Raw genomic sequence first — 18221 nt, 5'->3', positions numbered from 1 at the left:
ATTAATTATTAATTTACTTGCTCTAGTTCTACTAAAGCTTGTTCTGCGATATGCCAAGGTAGACGCCTGCCATTGGCTTGCATCTGCTTATAGGCTGCTCGCGCTTGTTCGGTATTGATTTGCTGATGAACCACCAGTTGGCTTACTAGCCAAACTGTGCCTTTAACAATGGCAGCTTCTTTTTCTGCTGCTTTTCTCAGTGCCATATCACCAGTCAGTAAAGGACACTGTTCTTGCTTTGCTAAAGCAAGGGCAAAACAATCGTTTCGGCTCGCTTGGGTATAGGTCCCCGTTAGCTGCATGGCATACATCATTGATTCTGCAGAAACCTCTTTTAGCGCTAACCCTAAATCCAGAAGGTGGGGATGATCTTCTTCAAGTTCTTCAACAAAAAGAATATCTGGCGTTGCAAAGTCATAGGGCAACTGAAACATTGCTTCCAGTAAACCACCTTCTTCCATGTCAATGAGGATATTGGCATCACTAATTAGCAGCTGCTGCACGGCTAGCCTCCTGAGCTAACTGTGCTTGAGTCGACACCTCCAACTTTCGTTCTTTACGAAAGCTAGAAACAGACATGCCAAGTAACTCTGCAGCTTTTGACTCCCCTATGTATTCTTCACCTAAAGCACGATATACCAACTGCTTATGTAGATAAGTCGATTCATGAGGGTATGCTTTTCCTGGCTCCTCCGTTCGCCAGCCATTTTTGCTAAACAGCATAAGTAGGTTTTTCTGAGTCGCAGGCGTAATTATTCCACATTGGCCAGCTCGAAACAGTGCCGCTAGCATGCTAATACCGTATTCGTGCTTTAGCATCAGTAATTCACGTGGTTCAATATGACGGCGCTTTTCACCCAAGTATTCAATAAGTGATTGGGTAGGTAAAAGAAATGCACCAGCAAAGGCATTACAAGCCTTCTCCTCATCAATCCCTTCAGCTAAACGACCATGCACGACTAAGTGCCCAAGTTCATGGGCCAAGGTGAAGCGCTGACGGTCACCACTTTGGGCGGTAGAGATCACCACTACAGGAGTGCTACCAATCTTGCCCGCTAAACCGTCAAACTTCTTATCTGTTTCCACATCCGTGGTAATAATCATCACGCCCTTAGCTTCGAGGGTATCGATCATATCGTGAATAGGGTTTAGCCCTAGCTCCCAAGCATGGCGCATCTGAATAGCCAAGTCTTCCGCTTGTTCTAAGCTAAAGATTTGTTCTGGAAGTTCATCAGGTAGAGCAAACTCAGGGATAGGCTTCACTGAGTCGGGATACAACTCTAAAAGCTCTTGCCAACGTTCAGCTTGGTCTAATACGTCACCATTGATTCGGTCTAACACTTTCTTTGGTGTGCTCGCACGCTTGCGGTACTCAACACCCTCTAACTTCACCTTGGTCGGCCGAAAGAAGTACTCGCTGCGCACATCTAGCGCTTTTGCAAGCTTAAGTAGATTTGAAGAAGAGGGCATAGTCGTGCCATGTTCGTACTTTTTAATGGCGTTAGCGGATAGGCCAACTTCGCTGGCTAATGCATTCATTGATAGCCCGGCAGCCTTGCGGGCTCGTTCTAGGCGCTCTGCAAACATGGTATCCTCTCAGCAATGGCTTGGTTTATAAAATTGACAAAACTGTGATTAATATAAACCGAATTGCCTTAATTTGCTATCTAATTTGCAGTCCCGAACTCTCCATTTTGCTCATTATCCAATCTACCACCTGCTCATGCGCATGGCTTTAACACAATAATGTTACAACTCTATATCCTCAGATATATTAAGGGCATCTTCCATCTCTACCCCTAAATAACGAATTGTGTTATCCAACTTGGCGTGACCAAGCAATAGCTGTACGGCTCGGATGTTTTTCGTTCGTGCATAGATCAAGGTTGCCTTTGTTCTTCGCATAGAGTGAGTACCATACAGGTAATAGTCATAACCAAGTTGTGACGCCCAGCGACGAATTATAGTTGCATAGCAGCTATAGCTCATAGGTCTCCCGTTCTTACGAGGGCTAGGGAATATATAACTTGATGACGATAAGCCACTTTGCATTAAATACTGTGTTAATGATTGAGCTGTACGAGAAGTTATTTCAAATTGAACCTCACGTTCCGTTTTACTCTGTTGATAAAGAACTCTATTTTGAATAACACCACCCGATGAAATATCTCGAACTTTCATTCTGAGCAAATCACATGAACGTAATTTACAATCGATGGCGAGGTTGAGCAGAGCCAACTCCATAATATTACCTTCGATTTCGAGCCTGGTACGGATACGCCAGATATCCTCAAGCTTAAAGGGCTTTTTCTGCCCAGTTAAATGACCTTTCTTCGTCCACATACGCTATCTCCTGTATGACTACTGAAATGGCCTTATTAATTTTAGCTGAAGAGCGATAAATTAAAAGTGCAAGAATATGCAATTGAAAATTGCAGCAGAAACTGAAGGTAGAGTATTTGGTCTAGCTAATAATGGGGCAAAAACGAGTTAGTTTTCTTGACTTGGAAATGGTGTGATTCAACTCTGAACTTTAGGACGTTGAAGAAAATTGCGTGAAGCTCACATGGATGTGAGCTTAGCTTTCGTTGGCCAAGGATGGCCTATCGGAAGCGTTAGCATGTTCGAATAAGGCCGAGGCTGACTAAAAATAAAGTTAAAAGCTGGATCTACCCCATGGCGACCTTTTCGCAGCTCTTGTTTTGTAAATAGCGAAAATGTTGCGGGGCGGCTGGGTGATCCAAGAGGGAATAGCCGTTGATTTCCTTTTGGTCTGGTGTGGGTGAAGCGCCACGACGTTAGTGGCCACAGGCCATATTCCAAACACATTTTGGGTCAAAAACAAGTTAGCTTTCTTGTCTTGAAAAAGGCCAAATTCAACTCTGAACTTGAAGCAGTTAAAGAAATTAGCGTTAGCATTTTCACTCCTTAATACAAGATGGGCCGAAGCAGGATTCAAACGAGGCCAAAAGCTAGATTAGTTTACGTCGCGACCTTTTCGCATCTGATGTTTAAGCCAATTGGGAAAATGTTGCCGGAACGCTGAGGGTTCGCAAAGGCTGATCCATAAACAACAATGCGCTTTACCCATTTGCTCTGGTGTGGGTGAAGCGCCACGACGTTAGTGGTCACAGACCATATTCCAAACTAACTTAGGCCATACATGACTCTGAGTGATAAAACAGATAAACAATAATGCCTACAGCGACTAAAGCCGGATAAAATACGGTATCGCCACTAAGATTATTCCCATAATCAGCAAAGTGGTCACGCTGGCAACAAAATAAGGAAACACGATTAATGCCATTCCTACACACAAGGGAACAATCGCCCTTTGGCGCTTACCATAAACAAAATACCCCATGCCTATAGCGCCAAATAGCACACTCCACATGCTCATTGATGAACTGCCCATCTGTATTCCTCTTATCTAATCATCTTGGTATTTGAATCTTTAAATAAGGTTATAGCATGATTAATGTTTTTCTATCATGTCTCTATGATGAATCCAGATCATCATTGGTGACATCATTCAGACTGTAGAGTGAATCAAACAGCCCTCCTCAGTACTTAATAATCAATCCTCAACCCTTAATCTTTGAACATTGGAACACTTAGCAGAATGCATAACCCATATGCATAACATTAATCCATAACATTAGTCGGCGAGAAATAAGGCTGTGATTGTATAGTGACATACAAAAAATGTTGGTGAAGATTTGTCTAAAACAAACAGGTTTAATCAATATACCTCCCTCCATGTGCTAACAACTCCATCGTTAATAAATCAATATAGGGATTATGACTCGCCAAGCAATATGTGCACGAGTTAGGGTGTTTGGGGAGCAGAATTTCCATATTTAAATGATGCTTTATCAGCCAAAACGCCAATAATAACTGCAGCTGTAATGATTTGATGTAAAATCTCTTCGTTTTTTACAACAAATCACTAACCACAATAAAGTGAAAAATAAACCATTAGAAACAATGATTTATTTTTTACAGGCTATTTCCTATCTCATTATGCTGCTGCAATGTTGTGATCTATATCAAGTTATAACTTGATAATTACAGCACTAATCATTAGTATCGTTATTAATTGAGCGTTCAATTAACAACACTTAATACAGATAACGGACCCCCTTTATGCCAAGACCTACAGTGAAAAACGTCAGACAACAACAGCTAATAGATGCCACGTTAATGTCAATCGAACGTCATGGGTTACAAAACACTACTATTAATACCATTAGTGGATTGGCGGGAATGTCATCAGGGATCATCAGCCACTATTTTGGTGGTAAACAAGGGTTAATTGAAGCCACGCAGAAATTTCTATTAGAGGAATTGAAGCAAGCATTACTGACAAGAACGTCAGGCAAAACATTAACCCCAATAGATAGGCTTTCAATGATCGTGGAAGCAAACTTTACCGAATTACAACGTTCAACAGCCGCGACAAAAACATGGTTAAGCTTCTGGTCCCAAGCGATGCACGATCCGGGGTTAGCAAGATTACAAAACATTAATAGTCAGCGGTTATACAGCAACCTGCTTTTTTCGTTTAAACAATTATTACCCAATGCAGCCGCTGTAAGTGCAGCCAAGCAAACAGCGGCAGTAATTGATGGTTTTTGGTTACGCAGTGCGTTGAGTACCACCCCAATAGAAGATTTTAAACAAGCCCAAATTTTATCTAAAGCCTTTATCAAGGCTGTGATCGTGCACAACGGAGTAGAATAATGTCATCGTTAGTTATTTATCAAAATTATATTCATGGAAAATACCAATCAAACGGTACTGGCGAAACATTTGAAGTGATCAATCCTGCTACTGGAGATGTCAGCTATTTAGTTGAAGTAGCCACCGAGTCTGTGCAAAAAGCCGCAATAGAGAGTGCCAAAGCAGGTTTTGCTGTTTGGTCAGCGATGATGCCGATAGAACGTAGCCGCATTTTATTAAAAGCTGTTGCCCTACTACGTGAACAAAATGATGAACTTGCTGCTGGCGAAGTATTGGATACGGGTAAGCCATGGCAAGAAGCCTCGGTTGTCGATATCGTTACTGGCGCCGACTCTATTGAGTTTTTTGCCGGTCTAGCCCCAAGTATTGAAGGCAATCAACAACCTGTTGGAGCGGACTTTTATTATACTCGCCGTGAGCCATTAGGTATTTGTGCCGGTATTGGCGCATGGAACTACCCGTTACAAATTGCTTGTTGGAAAGCAGCCCCTGCACTTGCTTGCGGCAACGTAATGATTTTTAAACCTTCAGAAGAAACACCTCGTGGCGCAATGCGTTTGGCTGAAATATTCACTCAAGCGGGTGTGCCAGATGGCGTGTTTAACGTTGTTCAAGGTGACGGTAGAGTTGGCGCATGGCTAACCACCAATGAAGATATCGCTAAGGTGTCATTTACGGGCGAAGTCGGAACAGGTAAAAAAGTCATGGCCGCTGCAGCGGGTTCACTAAAAGAAGTGACCATGGAGTTAGGCGGAAAGTCGCCATTGATTATCTTTAACGATGCCGATGTAGAAAATGCGGTATCAGCCGCGATGTTAGCTAATTTCTATACTCAAGGTGAAGTGTGTACCAACGGTACTCGCGTATTTGTGCAGCAAGATATTTATCCGCGCTTTATCCAACGTTTAAAAGAACGTACTGAGCAAAACATCGTTTGTGGCGACCCAATGCACCCTGACACCAATTTTGGTGCATTGATATCACGCGACCATCAACAAAAAGTACTCGACTACATTGAAATCGGTAAAAAAGAAGGCGCCACCTTATTAACAGGCGGAACAGCATTAACGCCTGACAATGCACCTAATGGTTTCTTTGTGGCACCGACGGTATTTACAGATTGCACTGATGAGATGACGATTTCAAAAGAAGAAATATTTGGCCCTGTGATGTCAGTATTTACCTTTACTGATGAAGATGAAGTTGTTAAGCGTGCCAATAGTACTCACCTAGGCTTAGCGGCAGGGGTATTTACGCAAGACATTACCCGTGCACATCGCGTTATTCATCAAATGCAAGCCGGTATTTGTTGGATAAATGCTTATGGTGCCTCTCCTGCAGAAATGCCGGTTGGTGGTTACAAGATGTCTGGTATTGGTCGTGAGAATGGCTCTGAAACATTAAAAGCATACACCCAAATAAAAGCTGTTTACGTTGGTATGCAGTCACTTGAAAGCCCATTTTAGGAGTGACCCAATTAATGTCTAATGAATACGATTATATTATTGTCGGTGCCGGTAGCGCAGGTTGTGTATTAGCCAACCGCTTAACGGAAAATCCAGACAATAAAGTCCTGATACTTGAAACCGGTGGTAGCGACAAGAGCATTTTTATCCAAATGCCAACCGCCCTTTCAATTCCCATGAATACTAAAAAGTATGCATGGCAGTTTGAAACCGAAGCCGAACCACATTTGGACAATCGCCGTATGCATTGCCCGCGTGGCAAAGTGTTAGGCGGTTCATCATCAATCAATGGCATGGTCTACGTACGTGGTCATGCGCGTGATTTTGATGAGTGGCAACAACAAGGTGCAAAAGACTGGGATTATGCTCACTGTCTGCCTTACTTTAAGAAAGCTGAAACATGGTCTTTTGGCGGTAATGTTTATCGCGGTGATAAAGGCCCATTAGCGGTTAATAACGGTAATGAAATGAAAAACCCGTTATATCAAGCTTTTGTTGATGCAGGTGTCGATGCCGGCTACCTAGCCACTGATGATTACAATGCCAGTCAGCAAGAAGGCTTTGGCCCAATGCACATGACCGTTAAAAACGGCGTACGTTGGTCTACGGCAAATGCGTACCTTCGCCCTGCAATGAAACGCCCTAATTTAACCGTGGTCACTCATGCGCTTGTGCATAAAGTGATTATGCAAGGTAAAACGGCTGTCGGCGTTCGTTACGAACGTAAAGGCGAGTTGATTGATGTTAACTGCAATAAAGAAGTGATTTTATCTGCAGGTTCAATTGGTTCACCGCATATTTTACAACTGTCGGGTATTGGTGATTCAAGCACATTAGCTAACGCTGGAATTGAGCAAGTACATCAATTACCTGGTGTTGGTCAGAATCTGCAAGACCACTTAGAGTTTTACTTCCAATTTAAGTGCTTAAAGCCGATATCGCTTAATGGCAAAATTGATCCGTTAAACAAATTGTTTATTGGTGCTCGCTGGATTTTAAATAAGTCAGGTTTGGGTGCAACTAACCATTTTGAATCGTGTGGTTTTATCCGCTCAAAAGCGGGCTTAGAGTGGCCTGATTTACAGTACCACTTCTTACCTGCTGCCATGCGTTACGACGGAAAAGAAGCGTTTGCTGGCCATGGTTTCCAAGTTCATATTGGCCACAATAAACCTAAAAGCCGTGGCGCAGTAACGGTTGTATCAAATGATGCCAAGGTTGCCCCACAAATTCAGTTCAATTATTTATCGCATCAAGATGATATTGAAGGCTTTAGAGCGTGTGTTCGTTTAACCCGTGAAATTATTAATCAACCGGGTTTAGATGAATATCGTGGTGAAGAAATTCAACCAGGCTTAGCAATACAGACAGATGAAGAAATAGACCGTTTTGTTAGAAGCTCAGTAGAAAGCGCTTACCACCCTTCTTGCTCATGCAAAATGGGTGAAGATGAGATGGCAGTTGTCGACTCGGAAACAAAAGTACATGGTATTAATGGTTTACGAGTAGTTGATTCGTCAATTTTTCCGACCATTCCAAATGGCAATTTGAACTCCCCGACGATAATGGTCGCCGAGCGCGCTGCCGATATTATTTTAGGCAACAAACCTCTTGCGCCAAGTTTGGCAAAAGTGACTATTGCTAAGCAATGGCAAACATCACAACGATTACAAGCGCCTAAACGACAAATTGATTAACACCCATTCGTCGATGTGTATTCATTTATGCACATCGGCAACAGGTTGATGGCCAACCTACGTTTTTGTAAATGGCCAATTTAGCCAAGTTCAATCTATCAGGGTTTAACTATCGTCAACACGATACTTAAGGCTTGAGGGCGTTTTGCCTTTAAAAATTGTTCTATGGCATAAAAAATATACAACAAGGAGCCAACATTATGTTCGCACACACTATTCACCCAGGAGTTAAATAATGACGACTTGGTTATCAATAGGCATTTTATTCACTTTTGCCGCTATCGCATTTGTTATTTATCGTTGGGGTAACATGCAGTGCATTGGTGTCACACCGGTGCGTAAATTTACCTTTATTGCCATTTTGTTCACTTCAGGGCTTGATGTTGGCTTAATCATGTTTCCGTTAACGGAATTTGCTGGTTATGCAGATTTGGCAACCAGTCCAGAATATGGATTTAGTAATCCGTTAGCCATAGAGTTTGGTTTTTGGGCCTGCTTAATTTGGGCTTTTTACTTTTTAACGTGTTTCTACTTCTGTGTGATTGAACCAAGAGTTAAGTACTTTGAAATTCCATTGATAAAGTTTATTAATAACGTGGTCATTATTGGTACCTGTGCCTTTACTGCTTATTTATTATTAACTAACTTACCGTGGTATTTACCACAATTAGGTGATGGTGAAACCGTTGTCAGCAGCTTCTACTTAATCGTATTTATGGTTATTGCCGCCGCAGTGTATTCAAGTACCAGTATTCGCTATGTTCGTTACCTGAGTTTAGGCAGTACCTGGTTGTTCTTTGGTTTAATCGCTGTTATGTGGTCTGGTGCATTTTTATCAGACGATTCAAGTGTGGGTGAGTTCTTTACTACATTTGCGTTAATCGGTGACTACTTTGGCAACATCCATAACTTTGTGCTTCCAATAAACGATTACCACGAATTTTACCTATTCTGGTGGTTTGCATGGAGCATTATGATTGGTCAATTTACCGCACGTTTTGTTGGCGGAATGAAAACCTATCAAGTATTACTAGCCATGATGGTATTCCCTTCAATTCCAATCGCGATTTGGTTCACGGTTCTGTACTACTACAGTGCAAATGGTATTGATACATCTGGTTTTTATAATCTAGCAATGGTGATTGTAGGGGTAACGTTTGTTATTAACTCACTCGATTCACTGGTCCGTTTATATACAGATAACTTAAACCTTACGGTTGAACGTTTTGGTAAAGTACCTTATATCGTCGGTAATGTTGTGGTACTGAGTGGCCTAACATTGTTATTCAAACTAGACTTTTTACAAATTCAATGGGTCGGTGCACTGGCTATTGCCTTGATATTAAGCTGTTTCGCATACATTTTAAAATCGCATTACCGTAAAGTGAGAGCGATTGAACTCTCTCCAAAAGAAAATGAAATCGATTTCACTAAAATCGAATTAGCAGACTAAACAATAATAATGATCCAAGGAAAAATGATGAATACAACAATGAAAAAGTTAGCCCTACTAAGCTTATTTGCTTTACCGACTTCAGTAATGGCTGGTGAGTTAAGCACAACTGTTAATGCAACCTCTGACTATACCTTTAATGGTGTTAGCCAAACAGATAATGACCCTGCATTACAGGCTAGCCTAGACTACGCAGCCGATGACGGTTGGTATGTAGGTGCTTGGGCATCTAATGTTGATTTTGGAAGCGGTGATGATACTTGGTTAGAACTTGATTTTTACGCAGGTAAATATTTTGAACTAACCGACAGAGTGTCTGTTGATGCAGGTATTGCATATTACACATACCATGGTGATGATGCCTCTGATGAGTATTACTACCCAGAGCTTTACACCAAGTTTGGCTATGCTTCATCGCTTGGTCAGAGTGAATTGAACTTTTGGTATTCATGGGATTACTTTGGTGTTGATGCCGATCATTACATCATGATGGCAGCTCATACCTTTACTGTCGCAGAAGGTCACGACATCCGTGTTAGCTTTGACCGTTCAACGTCACTAGACGAAGACAAATGGGCATGGGACGGCGACAAGTCTTACAACCATTACCGTGCAGAGTATATGACAAGCTGGGAAGGTTTTGATTTCAACGTTGCCGTTGAAGATACCAGTATGGACACTGATACTAGCGATACCCGCGCAGTCTTATCGGTATCACGTACTTTCAGTCTATAAGTCAAAAATTGTTGATAAATTAGCTAAGCAGAATAATGTCTTTGACATTATTCTGCTTTTTTTGATATTAGACATGAGTAATAAGCCGAATTCTGCTAAGGTGCATGGTGAATTATGAGGGGATTATGGAAAAATACGAACAACTATTAATTTCATTGCGCCGGGTGATCAGAGCTATTGATATACACTCACGTCAATTAAATAAACTATCGGGTCTGACTGGACCACAATTAATGGTCATACAGAAAATTGATCAACTTGACGCTCCACTAGCTAAACAAATAGCTCAAGAAATTAATTTGAGTGCAGCGACAGTGACGACCATTATTGATCGATTAGAAAATCGTGGCATGGTGATTAGAACGCGCAGCGAGACTGACAAACGGAAAGTTCATTTATCATTGAGTGACGCAGGTAAAACATTATTAAATAGCGCTCCTAAACCACTGCAAGAACATTTTATTATGCGTTATCAAAATCTTGAAGAGTGGGAACAAAGTCAATTATTGTCTGCCGTTGAACGAATAGCCACCATGATGGATGCCAATGAAATTGATGCTGCCCCAGTTTTATATGTAGGCCAAATTCAAGTAGAAGAGCAATCTCAATAAGTCCCTTTCTATATTCATAACGTGATGAGTCATAAATTATTAATTCTCACACGTTATGTTTCATTTTAAACAAGCCTAGCTTCAAGCTAACATTTTATCCCAAAGTGTAACCTGCTATCCGAAGATCTTATTATCAACACCCACTTCTATCGTATTTCCACATACATCCTATAAAATTAATATTCAGCTCAATTTTCTGAGGATTGCTATTAATAAAGCGAGGCAAGCCTGATGTTCAACCCGAGCGCGAGGGATTTTAATCTTTCAATCTAATTCACAAATTTCAGACGTAAAAAAGCCCCAACTTATGTTGAGGCTTTTTTACACCACTCTCTATTACTAGAGATTATAATGGTACCCGAGGCCGGACTTGAACCTGTACGCCTGATGTTCAACCAGAGCGCGAGGGATTTTAATCTTTCGATCTATTTCACAAATTTCAGATGTAAAAAAGCCCCAACTAATGTTGAGGCTTTTTTACACCATACTTACGTATGTAAATGATGGTACCCGAGGCCGGACTTGAACCGGCACGCTTATTCAGCGAGGGATTTTAAATCCCTTGTGTCTACCGATTCCACCACTCGGGCAAAGTGTTGTTTTAACCGTTACTAGAAGTAACCATCAAACTCAATTTCGTGGAGGCGCGACCCGGAGTCGAACCGAGATCGACGGATTTGCAATCCGTAGCATAGCCATTCTGCCATCGCGCCATGCTTTAACCAAATTCTAATCCATCGGATAAGATAAGAAATTGGAGCGACATATCGGGTTCGAACCGATGACCTATACCTTGGCAAGGTATCGCTCTACCAACTGAGCTAATGTCGCATTTGTACCGCTTTATAATCTTTACTAAATTTGTCAGAACGATATCGCCTTTCAAATTTAACAGTAGAAGAAGTTTCCCCTGACTGCGGAATGGCATTCTACCGTTTTAGCCCCGATAGTCAATCAATAAAAACACATTTATTGCAACATAATGACTGTTTGATGCATAAATCATCATTATGATTAAATAAATTACAACGCGCATAAAAAAGCACCTCCAAGGAGATGCTTTATCATTAACATGACGGTAAGTACTCAATAAACAGCGATATTAAGCTCGTTCAGCTTTCGAGTATTCACCACCATGTATGGTTAGCTTTTATAACACATTAGCTTTTTGGTAACGATAATGTGGTTAAACCGAGCATTTTTTGCATAACGCCAACAACCTGACAGCTATAGCCAAATTCGTTGTCGTACCATACATATAAAATGGCACGTTTGCCCTCTGCAATCGTTGCTTGCGAATCAACAACTCCGGCATAACGTGAACCAACTAAGTCGCTAGATACAATTTCAGTCGATTCGGTAAAATCGATTTGATTTTGTAATCCAGACTGTAATGCGACATCTTTTAAGTATTCATTCAGTTCATCGCGATTAGTTTCATGTTGCAAATTAACACTAATAATCGCCATTGATACGTTAGGAGTTGGCACACGGATAGCGTTACCGGTTAGCTTACCCGCTAAAACAGGTAATGCTTTAGCAACAGCTTTAGCGGCACCCGTTTCAGTAATCACCATGTTTAACGGTGCACTGCGACCACGACGATCAGCACTGTGATAGTTATCGATTAGATTTTGATCATTCGTATACGAGTGAATGGTTTCTACGTGGCCATTTTCAATAACGTATTTGTCATTAACCGCTTTTAATACTGGCGTAATAGCGTTTGTGGTGCAGCTTGCCGCCGATACAATAGTGTCTTCATCAAGAATATCGTTTTCATTAACACCGTAGACGATATTTTTAATGGCGCCTTTAGCAGGTGCCGTTAACAATACTTTTGAAGCTCCTGGGCTTTTAAGGTGTAAACCTAAACCCTCTTCATCTTTCCAAATACCAGTATTATCGACAATTAACGCATCTTTAATATCATACTGAGTGTAATCCACTTGATCAGGCGAGTTAGCGTAAATAATCTGAATATAAGTGCCATTAGCAATGATTGCGTTGTTTTCTTCATCAACTTCGACAGAGCCATTAAATGGCCCGTGTACCGAGTCACGACGCAACAAGCTAGCACGTTTCTCTAAATCGCCCTTTTTACCACCGCGTAATACAATGGCACGCAAACGCAATTTGTTGCTTTTACCGGTACGTTCTATTAATAAACGAGCGAGTAAACGGCCGATACGACCAAAACCATAAAGTACAACATCGCGAGCCGGGGTATCATCACCGTGATTAACCGCTTCAGACAATTCCTGTGTCATATAAGCTTCAATACCGCTCGCATCCTTGTTATTACGCCAGTAATTAATCGCTAATTTACCAATATCCACTCTGCAATGTTTAATCGCTAATTTGCTAAGTGCTACAACAAATGGGAAACTTTCACGAAGACGTAATTTTTCACCGACATGACGACGTACTAAACGGTGTGACTTAATGATTTCGATGGTTGATGCATTTAGTAATGGTTTACCATATACCATTACTTCAATGCCTTGGTTACGATACAACTTGCCAAGCAATGGTTGCATTGCTTCTGCCATTTCGAAACGTTCTTGCCAGCTCTGTAAATGTTTATCTGCGCTCATGTAGGGATCCTTTATCTCACTTTTCTCGTTTTTTCAGAAAGGTTTGAGTAACAAAAAGAAAAGACCAATAATTTAGTATATTGTATGGGGGTGGCCCCTGTTGGTCGCCGACATTGTAATGAAATACAGGCTATTTCGCTAGTAACAAATTTTCGGTAAATGTGTAATTTTATTAGACAATTTACCTCTCGGAGAGCATTTTGAGCAATAATTTTGTATTAATTACATCATTTACAGTTATTGGGGCATTATTTGGCCTTTTTGGCTGCGATAATGACCGTAATAGCGACCTCATTTGTAAAAATAATCCCGAACTTTGTAGCGATTTACACAAAGATAGTTGGTGCCGATTTGAAAAAGGCGACTTGATCCGTCATCGATACGCGTTAAAACAGAGCTCGTCGCCCACAGGCAAGCAACTTTATCAACAGTTGGTATATCTAGAAAATTACAGTAAATGCATCGAATTAGCCGCAGGGGTTCAACATAAGTTGAATACCGACCGTACACGTGATCGCGAGCGAGCATTTGCGGTAAGTACTCAAACACTGTCTGAACTTCAAGAGTTTACTCGCACTAATAATGAGGTACATTTAGCCTTTTATCGCTGGATGCGTTTCAACGATCAAGACTCGTTCACTATTGTAGAAGACACCTATAAGCAAGGTGTCCTCACTGACAATGACATCATTACCCAGCTTGCTGCTTATTATGTGCGAGTTTCACCTAACGACGCTAAAACACTTTATTTGCATTTGTTAGCCACAACTGAACCCGCCAAAATCGATCCTGATTGGTTTTTAGCGTTAGCATCGATATATCGACAACAACAAAATGCTGAAAAAGAATACCTGTTAACTCGAGCAAATTTGTTAATGAGTGACAATCATGCTGATGAAGAAAAGTTATTGGCTATCATTAATGGTAATAAAACATTAGCGACTGAACTCGATAAACAAGCACTTGAATTAATCTCAGCGGTAATGAGTAAGCAATTTGCACAGAGTCGCAGTGAAATGTTACTAAAATAGGCATTAATCAGCCCGCTAATAGACCAATTTTATATAACGCACGGTAGTGTTCAACTTACAAAACTGTGCTTAATTTATATTCATAATGTGCTTAATGTAAAAAAAATACAAAATTATTGGCTTAATTAAGCATATTTAGGTGATTTAACTTGATTATTACGGCCAATTTGGTAATTTTACAACCAGGCGATTTACATGCCACCTAATTATTTTAACTTGAGGGATATGAGATGACTATCCGTGTAGCAATTAACGGCTATGGCCGTATCGGTAGAAATGTTTTACGTGCACTGTACGAAAGCGAAAAAAATTATCCAATCGAAATCGTTGCATTAAACGATTTAGGTGATGCATCTATTAATGCTCACTTAACTAAGTACGATACTGTACATGGTCGCTTCAACGCAAAAGTTGATCACGACGATGAAGCTATCTATGTTAATGGCGACAAGATCTTAACTTTCCAAGAACGTGACCCATCAAAGTTACCTTGGGCTGAGCTGAAAATTGATATCGTTTTCGAATGTACTGGTATTTTCACTTCTAAAGAATCTGTGCAACCGCACCTTATCGCTGGCGCAAAGAAAGTACTTATTTCTGCACCAGGTAAGAATGTTGATGCCACTGTTGTTTACGGTGTAAACAACGAAGTGTTAACTGCTGATATGACAGTAGTTTCAAATGCTTCTTGTACAACTAACTGTTTAGCGCCTATTGCTAAGCCGTTAAATGATGAGCTTGGTATTGAGTCTGGTTTAATGACCACAATCCACTCTTACACTAACGATCAACGTTTATCTGATGTGTATCACACAGATTTACGTCGTGCTCGTGCTGCGGCAATGTCTATGATCCCAACCCAAACCGGTGCAGCTGCTGCAGTAGGTTTAGTGGTTCCTGAGCTTCAAGGCAAATTTGACGGTTTAGCGGTACGTGTACCAACAATTAACGTGTCTTTAGTTGACTTAACTTTCTTAGCGTCACGCGACACTACTGTTGAAGAAGTTAATGCCATCATTACTCGTGCTTCACTACAGTCTCCAATGTCTGAAGTATTAGCGATTAACGAAGAACCATTGGTGTCTATCGACTTTAACCATAATCCTTTCTCTTCTAATTTCGACGCAACACAAACTCGTGTTAATGGTCGTTTAGTGAAAGTGATGTCTTGGTATGATAACGAATGGGGTTTCAGTAACCGCATGTTAGACAACGCTGTTGCGTTAATGAACGCTAAATAATCTAAAAGTATTATTTAATACTTTATAGACATATAGTTAGCTTAAGAGCCTCGCATTTATGCGGGGCTTTTTGTTTTGACTGCTAGGTAAGCAACATCCCCTTCTCTTATTGTTTCATGCTGTGTTGATTTCTGTTTATTAACTTTCTTTTGATCTATGCGGCCTCCGCCCACGACAGCGTCAAGATGTAAAGTGATTGCCCCTTATCGCTCCAACTAAATGTTAATAAAAAAACAAAAAACGACATTAAGTCGGCTTTTAATCATATGTACAAGCTTAAGCGTAGCACTTTCATATTCAATTCTTTGGCATAATTTGGCATGGAGGTGAGAATGATGAGGGCTTTTATAATTAGCTTTTCACCGGCGAAGGTCTCATCTGCTTTCGATATGTCGGCTTGGCGCACTGAAATACAATTACTGTGAAGGAATTCATAAATCATTAACAAAGACCGCTTATTTTTTTAACCACAAATGGCATGTGAGCCATTGAACACGGTTTTTTTTATAATTTATAGATAGTATTGCGTTCTATAAAAATATTAATTAATGCTAGCTTATATTTTAAAATCGCTAAAAGGAACAGTACATGGTCAATACATTTAATCTCAATATCGGCAACCGTATAATCTTAGGTATTACGGTCATATTGATCTTGGTCATGGGTACTGTTATCCCCTTCGTATTATCAGAATTCACAACCAATATTGATAGTGCAGAGCAACGCGAGTTACATAAACTCTATGAAACCGCTACCGCTGAAATTGAGTCAACTGGGAAATTAGCCCAAGCGTTGGCAACCGTCGTTGCTCGCAATTCAGACTTACAAAAGTTGTTTGCCGAAGGCGACCGAGAGACGTTAGCATTAAAAACATTACCATTATTTGAAACCTTGAAAGAAGATTATGCCGTTCGTCAATTCCAGTTTCACTTGCCACCTGCTACCTCATTCTTAAGAGTACATAAGCCTGAGAAGTTTGGAGACGATTTATCATCATTTAGACAAACCGTTATCGTTACCAATAGAGACCAAAAACCAGTAAGAGGATTAGAGAAAGGCGTTGCAGGCATCGGAATTCGTGGAATTATGCCTGTCAATTATCAGAATGCACATATTGGTTCTGTAGAGTTTGGTATGTCTTTCGGCCAGGCATTTTTTGACCAATTTAAGAATGATTATAAGGTCGATATTGCGCTTTATACTCAAAAAAATGGACAATTTGAAGCATTTGGAGCGACGACTGAACCTCATAGTTTTTCTGATAATACTCGTCTAGCACAAGCATTCAATGGAGTAATACTGAACAACCAATCTACATTACACGACACTTCCTATGCTGTTTATTTACATCAAGTTAAAGATTTCTCTGGACAGCCAATAGGTGTCCTAGAAATAGCGTTGGATCGCACACACAATGTAAATGCTATCAATGATGTGACCTTTACTATGATTAGTGTTGGTGTCATCGCCTTGTTATTAGGTATCGCTATTGCTTGGGTTATTAGCAGAAGTATCACCACCCCAATAAATATGACAACCCATACAATGAACAACATTGCCGATGGCGATGGTGATTTAACGCTCCGTTTATCAGTAAGCGGAAATGATGAAATTACCGCATTATCCAAAGCATTCAATCAATTTGCAACAAAGGTACATAATACAATTAATCAAGTTATGTCCGCCACACAGCAACTGAATCACTCTGCCGAGCGTTTATCAGGCATCACACTCGAAACTCAAGCTGATGCAGTAAAACAGCAGCAAGAAACTGAGCAGGTTGCTACAGCAATGAATGAAATGAGCGCGACAGTTCAAGATGTTGCACAAAATGCAACAGAAGCTGCTGATGCGGCTCAAAAAGCAAATGAGGCTACTCAAGCTGGTAAGCAGGTAGTTAGCAAGGTTTCATCGGAAATCAATCAATTGGCTTCTGAAATCAATATTGCAACACATGCAGTGTCCGATTTACAAAATCAAACGACAGCCATTGATAGTGTTCTAGAAGTTATTCGAAATATTTCAGACCAAACAAATTTATTAGCGCTGAATGCAGCTATCGAAGCAGCCAGAGCAGGAGAGCAAGGTCGAGGATTTGCAGTTGTTGCCGACGAGGTTCGTACCTTAGCCAGTCGTACACAAGCTTCCACGCAAGATATACAAGCAATGATAGAACAATTGCAAAGTGGTGCGGCTAAAGCTGTTCAAGTAATGAAAGATAGCGGTAAAGTTACAGACTCATGCGTTACTCAGGCAATAAATGCAGACCATGCACTCGATGACATTTTTGCAGCGGTAAACACCATTACAGAAATGAATATTCAAATCGCCAGCGCAGCAAACGAACAATGTGCAGTCTCAAATGAAATAAATAAAAACATTACCAATATCAACGATATTGTTACCAAAACAACCGAAGGGTCAATGCAAACAGCAAGTGCAAGTGAAGATCTGGCTGATTTATCTAAACAACTGAATTCCTTAGTAGGCCAATTTAAGATTTAAACAAAACGAAATACAACAAACCAAGTCTACACCACTTGGTTTTTTTGCTTATCCTATAATGGCTCGCTTGGGCATTATATTAATATTTAAGGCTAGCGAACATTAGCGTAAAAGACCCAATAAAAAGCCGACGAGATGTCGG

Annotated in this window: 14 protein-coding genes and 3 tRNA genes; 9 read left to right on the top strand and 8 right to left on the bottom strand. The window is 40.7% G+C overall.

Annotation, left to right across the window (positions count from 1 at the left end; genetic code table 11):
- Nucleotides 1-8: 8 nt before the first annotated feature.
- From SFRI_RS10045 to SFRI_RS10030, 4 genes are all read right to left on the bottom strand, one after another.
- Complete coding sequence (locus tag SFRI_RS10045) at nt 9-503, bottom strand: PIN domain-containing protein (RefSeq protein WP_011637413.1); 495 nt, start codon at nt 501-503, stop codon at nt 9-11.
- A complete protein-coding gene (locus SFRI_RS10040) occupies nt 484-1587 on the bottom strand; it encodes a helix-turn-helix domain-containing protein (protein WP_011637412.1) in 1104 nt (367 codons plus the stop codon). Before SFRI_RS10040 ends, SFRI_RS10045 begins: the two co-directional genes overlap by 20 nt.
- Before the next feature lie 162 nt (nt 1588-1749).
- Entirely contained in the window at nt 1750-2343 is a 594-nt protein-coding gene (locus tag SFRI_RS10035; RefSeq protein WP_011637411.1) for a tyrosine-type recombinase/integrase, read from the bottom strand.
- An 865-nt stretch (nt 2344-3208) separates the two neighbouring features.
- Nucleotides 3209-3415 (bottom strand): hypothetical protein, encoded by a 207-nt coding sequence (locus tag SFRI_RS10030; protein WP_011637410.1) that lies wholly within the window; start codon nt 3413-3415, stop codon nt 3209-3211.
- 731 nt (nt 3416-4146) lie between these two features.
- On the opposite strand from SFRI_RS10030, the gene betI reads away from it, so the two are divergent.
- From betI to SFRI_RS10000, 6 genes are all read left to right on the top strand, one after another.
- The gene (gene betI, locus SFRI_RS10025) at nt 4147-4743 is read left to right on the top strand and encodes a transcriptional regulator BetI (protein WP_011637409.1); all 597 of its coding nucleotides are present in this window, start codon (nt 4147-4149) and stop codon (nt 4741-4743) included.
- Entirely contained in the window at nt 4743-6209 is a 1467-nt protein-coding gene (betB, locus tag SFRI_RS10020; protein WP_011637408.1) for a betaine-aldehyde dehydrogenase, read from the top strand. Before betI ends, betB begins: the two co-directional genes overlap by 1 nt.
- A 14-nt stretch (nt 6210-6223) precedes the next feature.
- Nucleotides 6224-7906, top strand: a complete 1683-nt coding sequence (gene betA, locus SFRI_RS10015) for a choline dehydrogenase (RefSeq protein ID WP_011637407.1) — start codon at nt 6224-6226, stop codon at nt 7904-7906.
- Nucleotides 7907-8141: 235 nt separating this feature from the next.
- Nucleotides 8142-9359 (top strand): BCCT family transporter, encoded by a 1218-nt coding sequence (locus tag SFRI_RS10010; protein WP_011637406.1) that lies wholly within the window; start codon nt 8142-8144, stop codon nt 9357-9359.
- Nucleotides 9360-9386: 27 nt separating this feature from the next.
- Nucleotides 9387-10094: a TorF family putative porin gene (locus SFRI_RS10005; RefSeq protein ID WP_011637405.1), complete on the top strand. Its 708-nt coding sequence runs from the start codon at nt 9387-9389 to the stop codon at nt 10092-10094.
- Between the two features lie 125 nt (nt 10095-10219).
- A complete protein-coding gene (locus SFRI_RS10000; RefSeq protein WP_011637404.1) occupies nt 10220-10705 on the top strand; it encodes a MarR family winged helix-turn-helix transcriptional regulator in 486 nt (161 codons plus the stop codon).
- A gap of 504 nt (nt 10706-11209) precedes the next feature.
- Here the strand turns inward: SFRI_RS10000 and SFRI_RS09995 are convergent.
- From SFRI_RS09995 to SFRI_RS09980, 4 genes are all read right to left on the bottom strand, one after another.
- Nucleotides 11210-11295: transfer RNA gene (locus tag SFRI_RS09995), tRNA-Leu, on the bottom strand.
- Nucleotides 11296-11344: 49 nt separating this feature from the next.
- Nucleotides 11345-11418: transfer RNA gene (locus SFRI_RS09990), tRNA-Cys, on the bottom strand.
- A 42-nt stretch (nt 11419-11460) separates the two neighbouring features.
- Nucleotides 11461-11536 (bottom strand) — tRNA-Gly (locus SFRI_RS09985).
- 329 nt (nt 11537-11865) lie between these two features.
- Complete coding sequence (locus SFRI_RS09980; RefSeq protein ID WP_011637403.1) at nt 11866-13302, bottom strand: glyceraldehyde-3-phosphate dehydrogenase; 1437 nt, start codon at nt 13300-13302, stop codon at nt 11866-11868.
- Between the two features lie 200 nt (nt 13303-13502).
- Between SFRI_RS09980 and SFRI_RS09975 the strand changes: the two genes are divergently transcribed.
- The 3 genes from SFRI_RS09975 (at nt 13503) to SFRI_RS09965 (ending at nt 18079) form a co-directional block, all read left to right on the top strand.
- Complete coding sequence (locus tag SFRI_RS09975; protein WP_011637402.1) at nt 13503-14333, top strand: DUF2989 domain-containing protein; 831 nt, start codon at nt 13503-13505, stop codon at nt 14331-14333.
- Nucleotides 14334-14563: 230 nt separating this feature from the next.
- Complete coding sequence (gap, locus tag SFRI_RS09970) at nt 14564-15574, top strand: type I glyceraldehyde-3-phosphate dehydrogenase (RefSeq protein WP_011637401.1); 1011 nt, start codon at nt 14564-14566, stop codon at nt 15572-15574.
- 588 nt (nt 15575-16162) lie between these two features.
- The gene (locus SFRI_RS09965) at nt 16163-18079 is read left to right on the top strand and encodes a methyl-accepting chemotaxis protein (protein ID WP_011637400.1); all 1917 of its coding nucleotides are present in this window, start codon (nt 16163-16165) and stop codon (nt 18077-18079) included.
- Nucleotides 18080-18221: the final 142 nt, after the last annotated feature.

The organism is Shewanella frigidimarina NCIMB 400 (genome assembly GCF_000014705.1).
GTDB classification, from domain to species: domain Bacteria; phylum Pseudomonadota; class Gammaproteobacteria; order Enterobacterales; family Shewanellaceae; genus Shewanella; species Shewanella frigidimarina.
This window is presented reverse-complemented; position numbering and strand designations above follow the sequence as displayed.

What these genes read in the sequence shown, in the direction of transcription:
- SFRI_RS10040 (WP_011637412.1), bottom strand. Translation starts at nt 1,587, where the DNA reads ATGTTTGCAGAGCGCCTAGAACGAGCCCGCAAGGCTGCCGGGCTATCA.
- SFRI_RS10035 (WP_011637411.1), bottom strand. Translation starts at nt 2,343, where the DNA reads ATGTGGACGAAGAAAGGTCATTTAACTGGGCAGAAAAAGCCCTTTAAG.
- SFRI_RS10030 (WP_011637410.1), bottom strand. Translation starts at nt 3,415, where the DNA reads ATGGGCAGTTCATCAATGAGCATGTGGAGTGTGCTATTTGGCGCTATA.
- betI (WP_011637409.1), top strand. Translation starts at nt 4,147, where the DNA reads ATGCCAAGACCTACAGTGAAAAACGTCAGACAACAACAGCTAATAGAT.
- betB (WP_011637408.1), top strand. Translation starts at nt 4,743, where the DNA reads ATGTCATCGTTAGTTATTTATCAAAATTATATTCATGGAAAATACCAA.
- betA (WP_011637407.1), top strand. Translation starts at nt 6,224, where the DNA reads ATGTCTAATGAATACGATTATATTATTGTCGGTGCCGGTAGCGCAGGT.
- SFRI_RS10010 (WP_011637406.1), top strand. Translation starts at nt 8,142, where the DNA reads ATGACGACTTGGTTATCAATAGGCATTTTATTCACTTTTGCCGCTATC.
- SFRI_RS10005 (WP_011637405.1), top strand. Translation starts at nt 9,387, where the DNA reads ATGAATACAACAATGAAAAAGTTAGCCCTACTAAGCTTATTTGCTTTA.
- SFRI_RS10000 (WP_011637404.1), top strand. Translation starts at nt 10,220, where the DNA reads ATGGAAAAATACGAACAACTATTAATTTCATTGCGCCGGGTGATCAGA.
- SFRI_RS09980 (WP_011637403.1), bottom strand. Translation starts at nt 13,302, where the DNA reads ATGAGCGCAGATAAACATTTACAGAGCTGGCAAGAACGTTTCGAAATG.
- gap (WP_011637401.1), top strand. Translation starts at nt 14,564, where the DNA reads ATGACTATCCGTGTAGCAATTAACGGCTATGGCCGTATCGGTAGAAAT.
- SFRI_RS09965 (WP_011637400.1), top strand. Translation starts at nt 16,163, where the DNA reads ATGGTCAATACATTTAATCTCAATATCGGCAACCGTATAATCTTAGGT.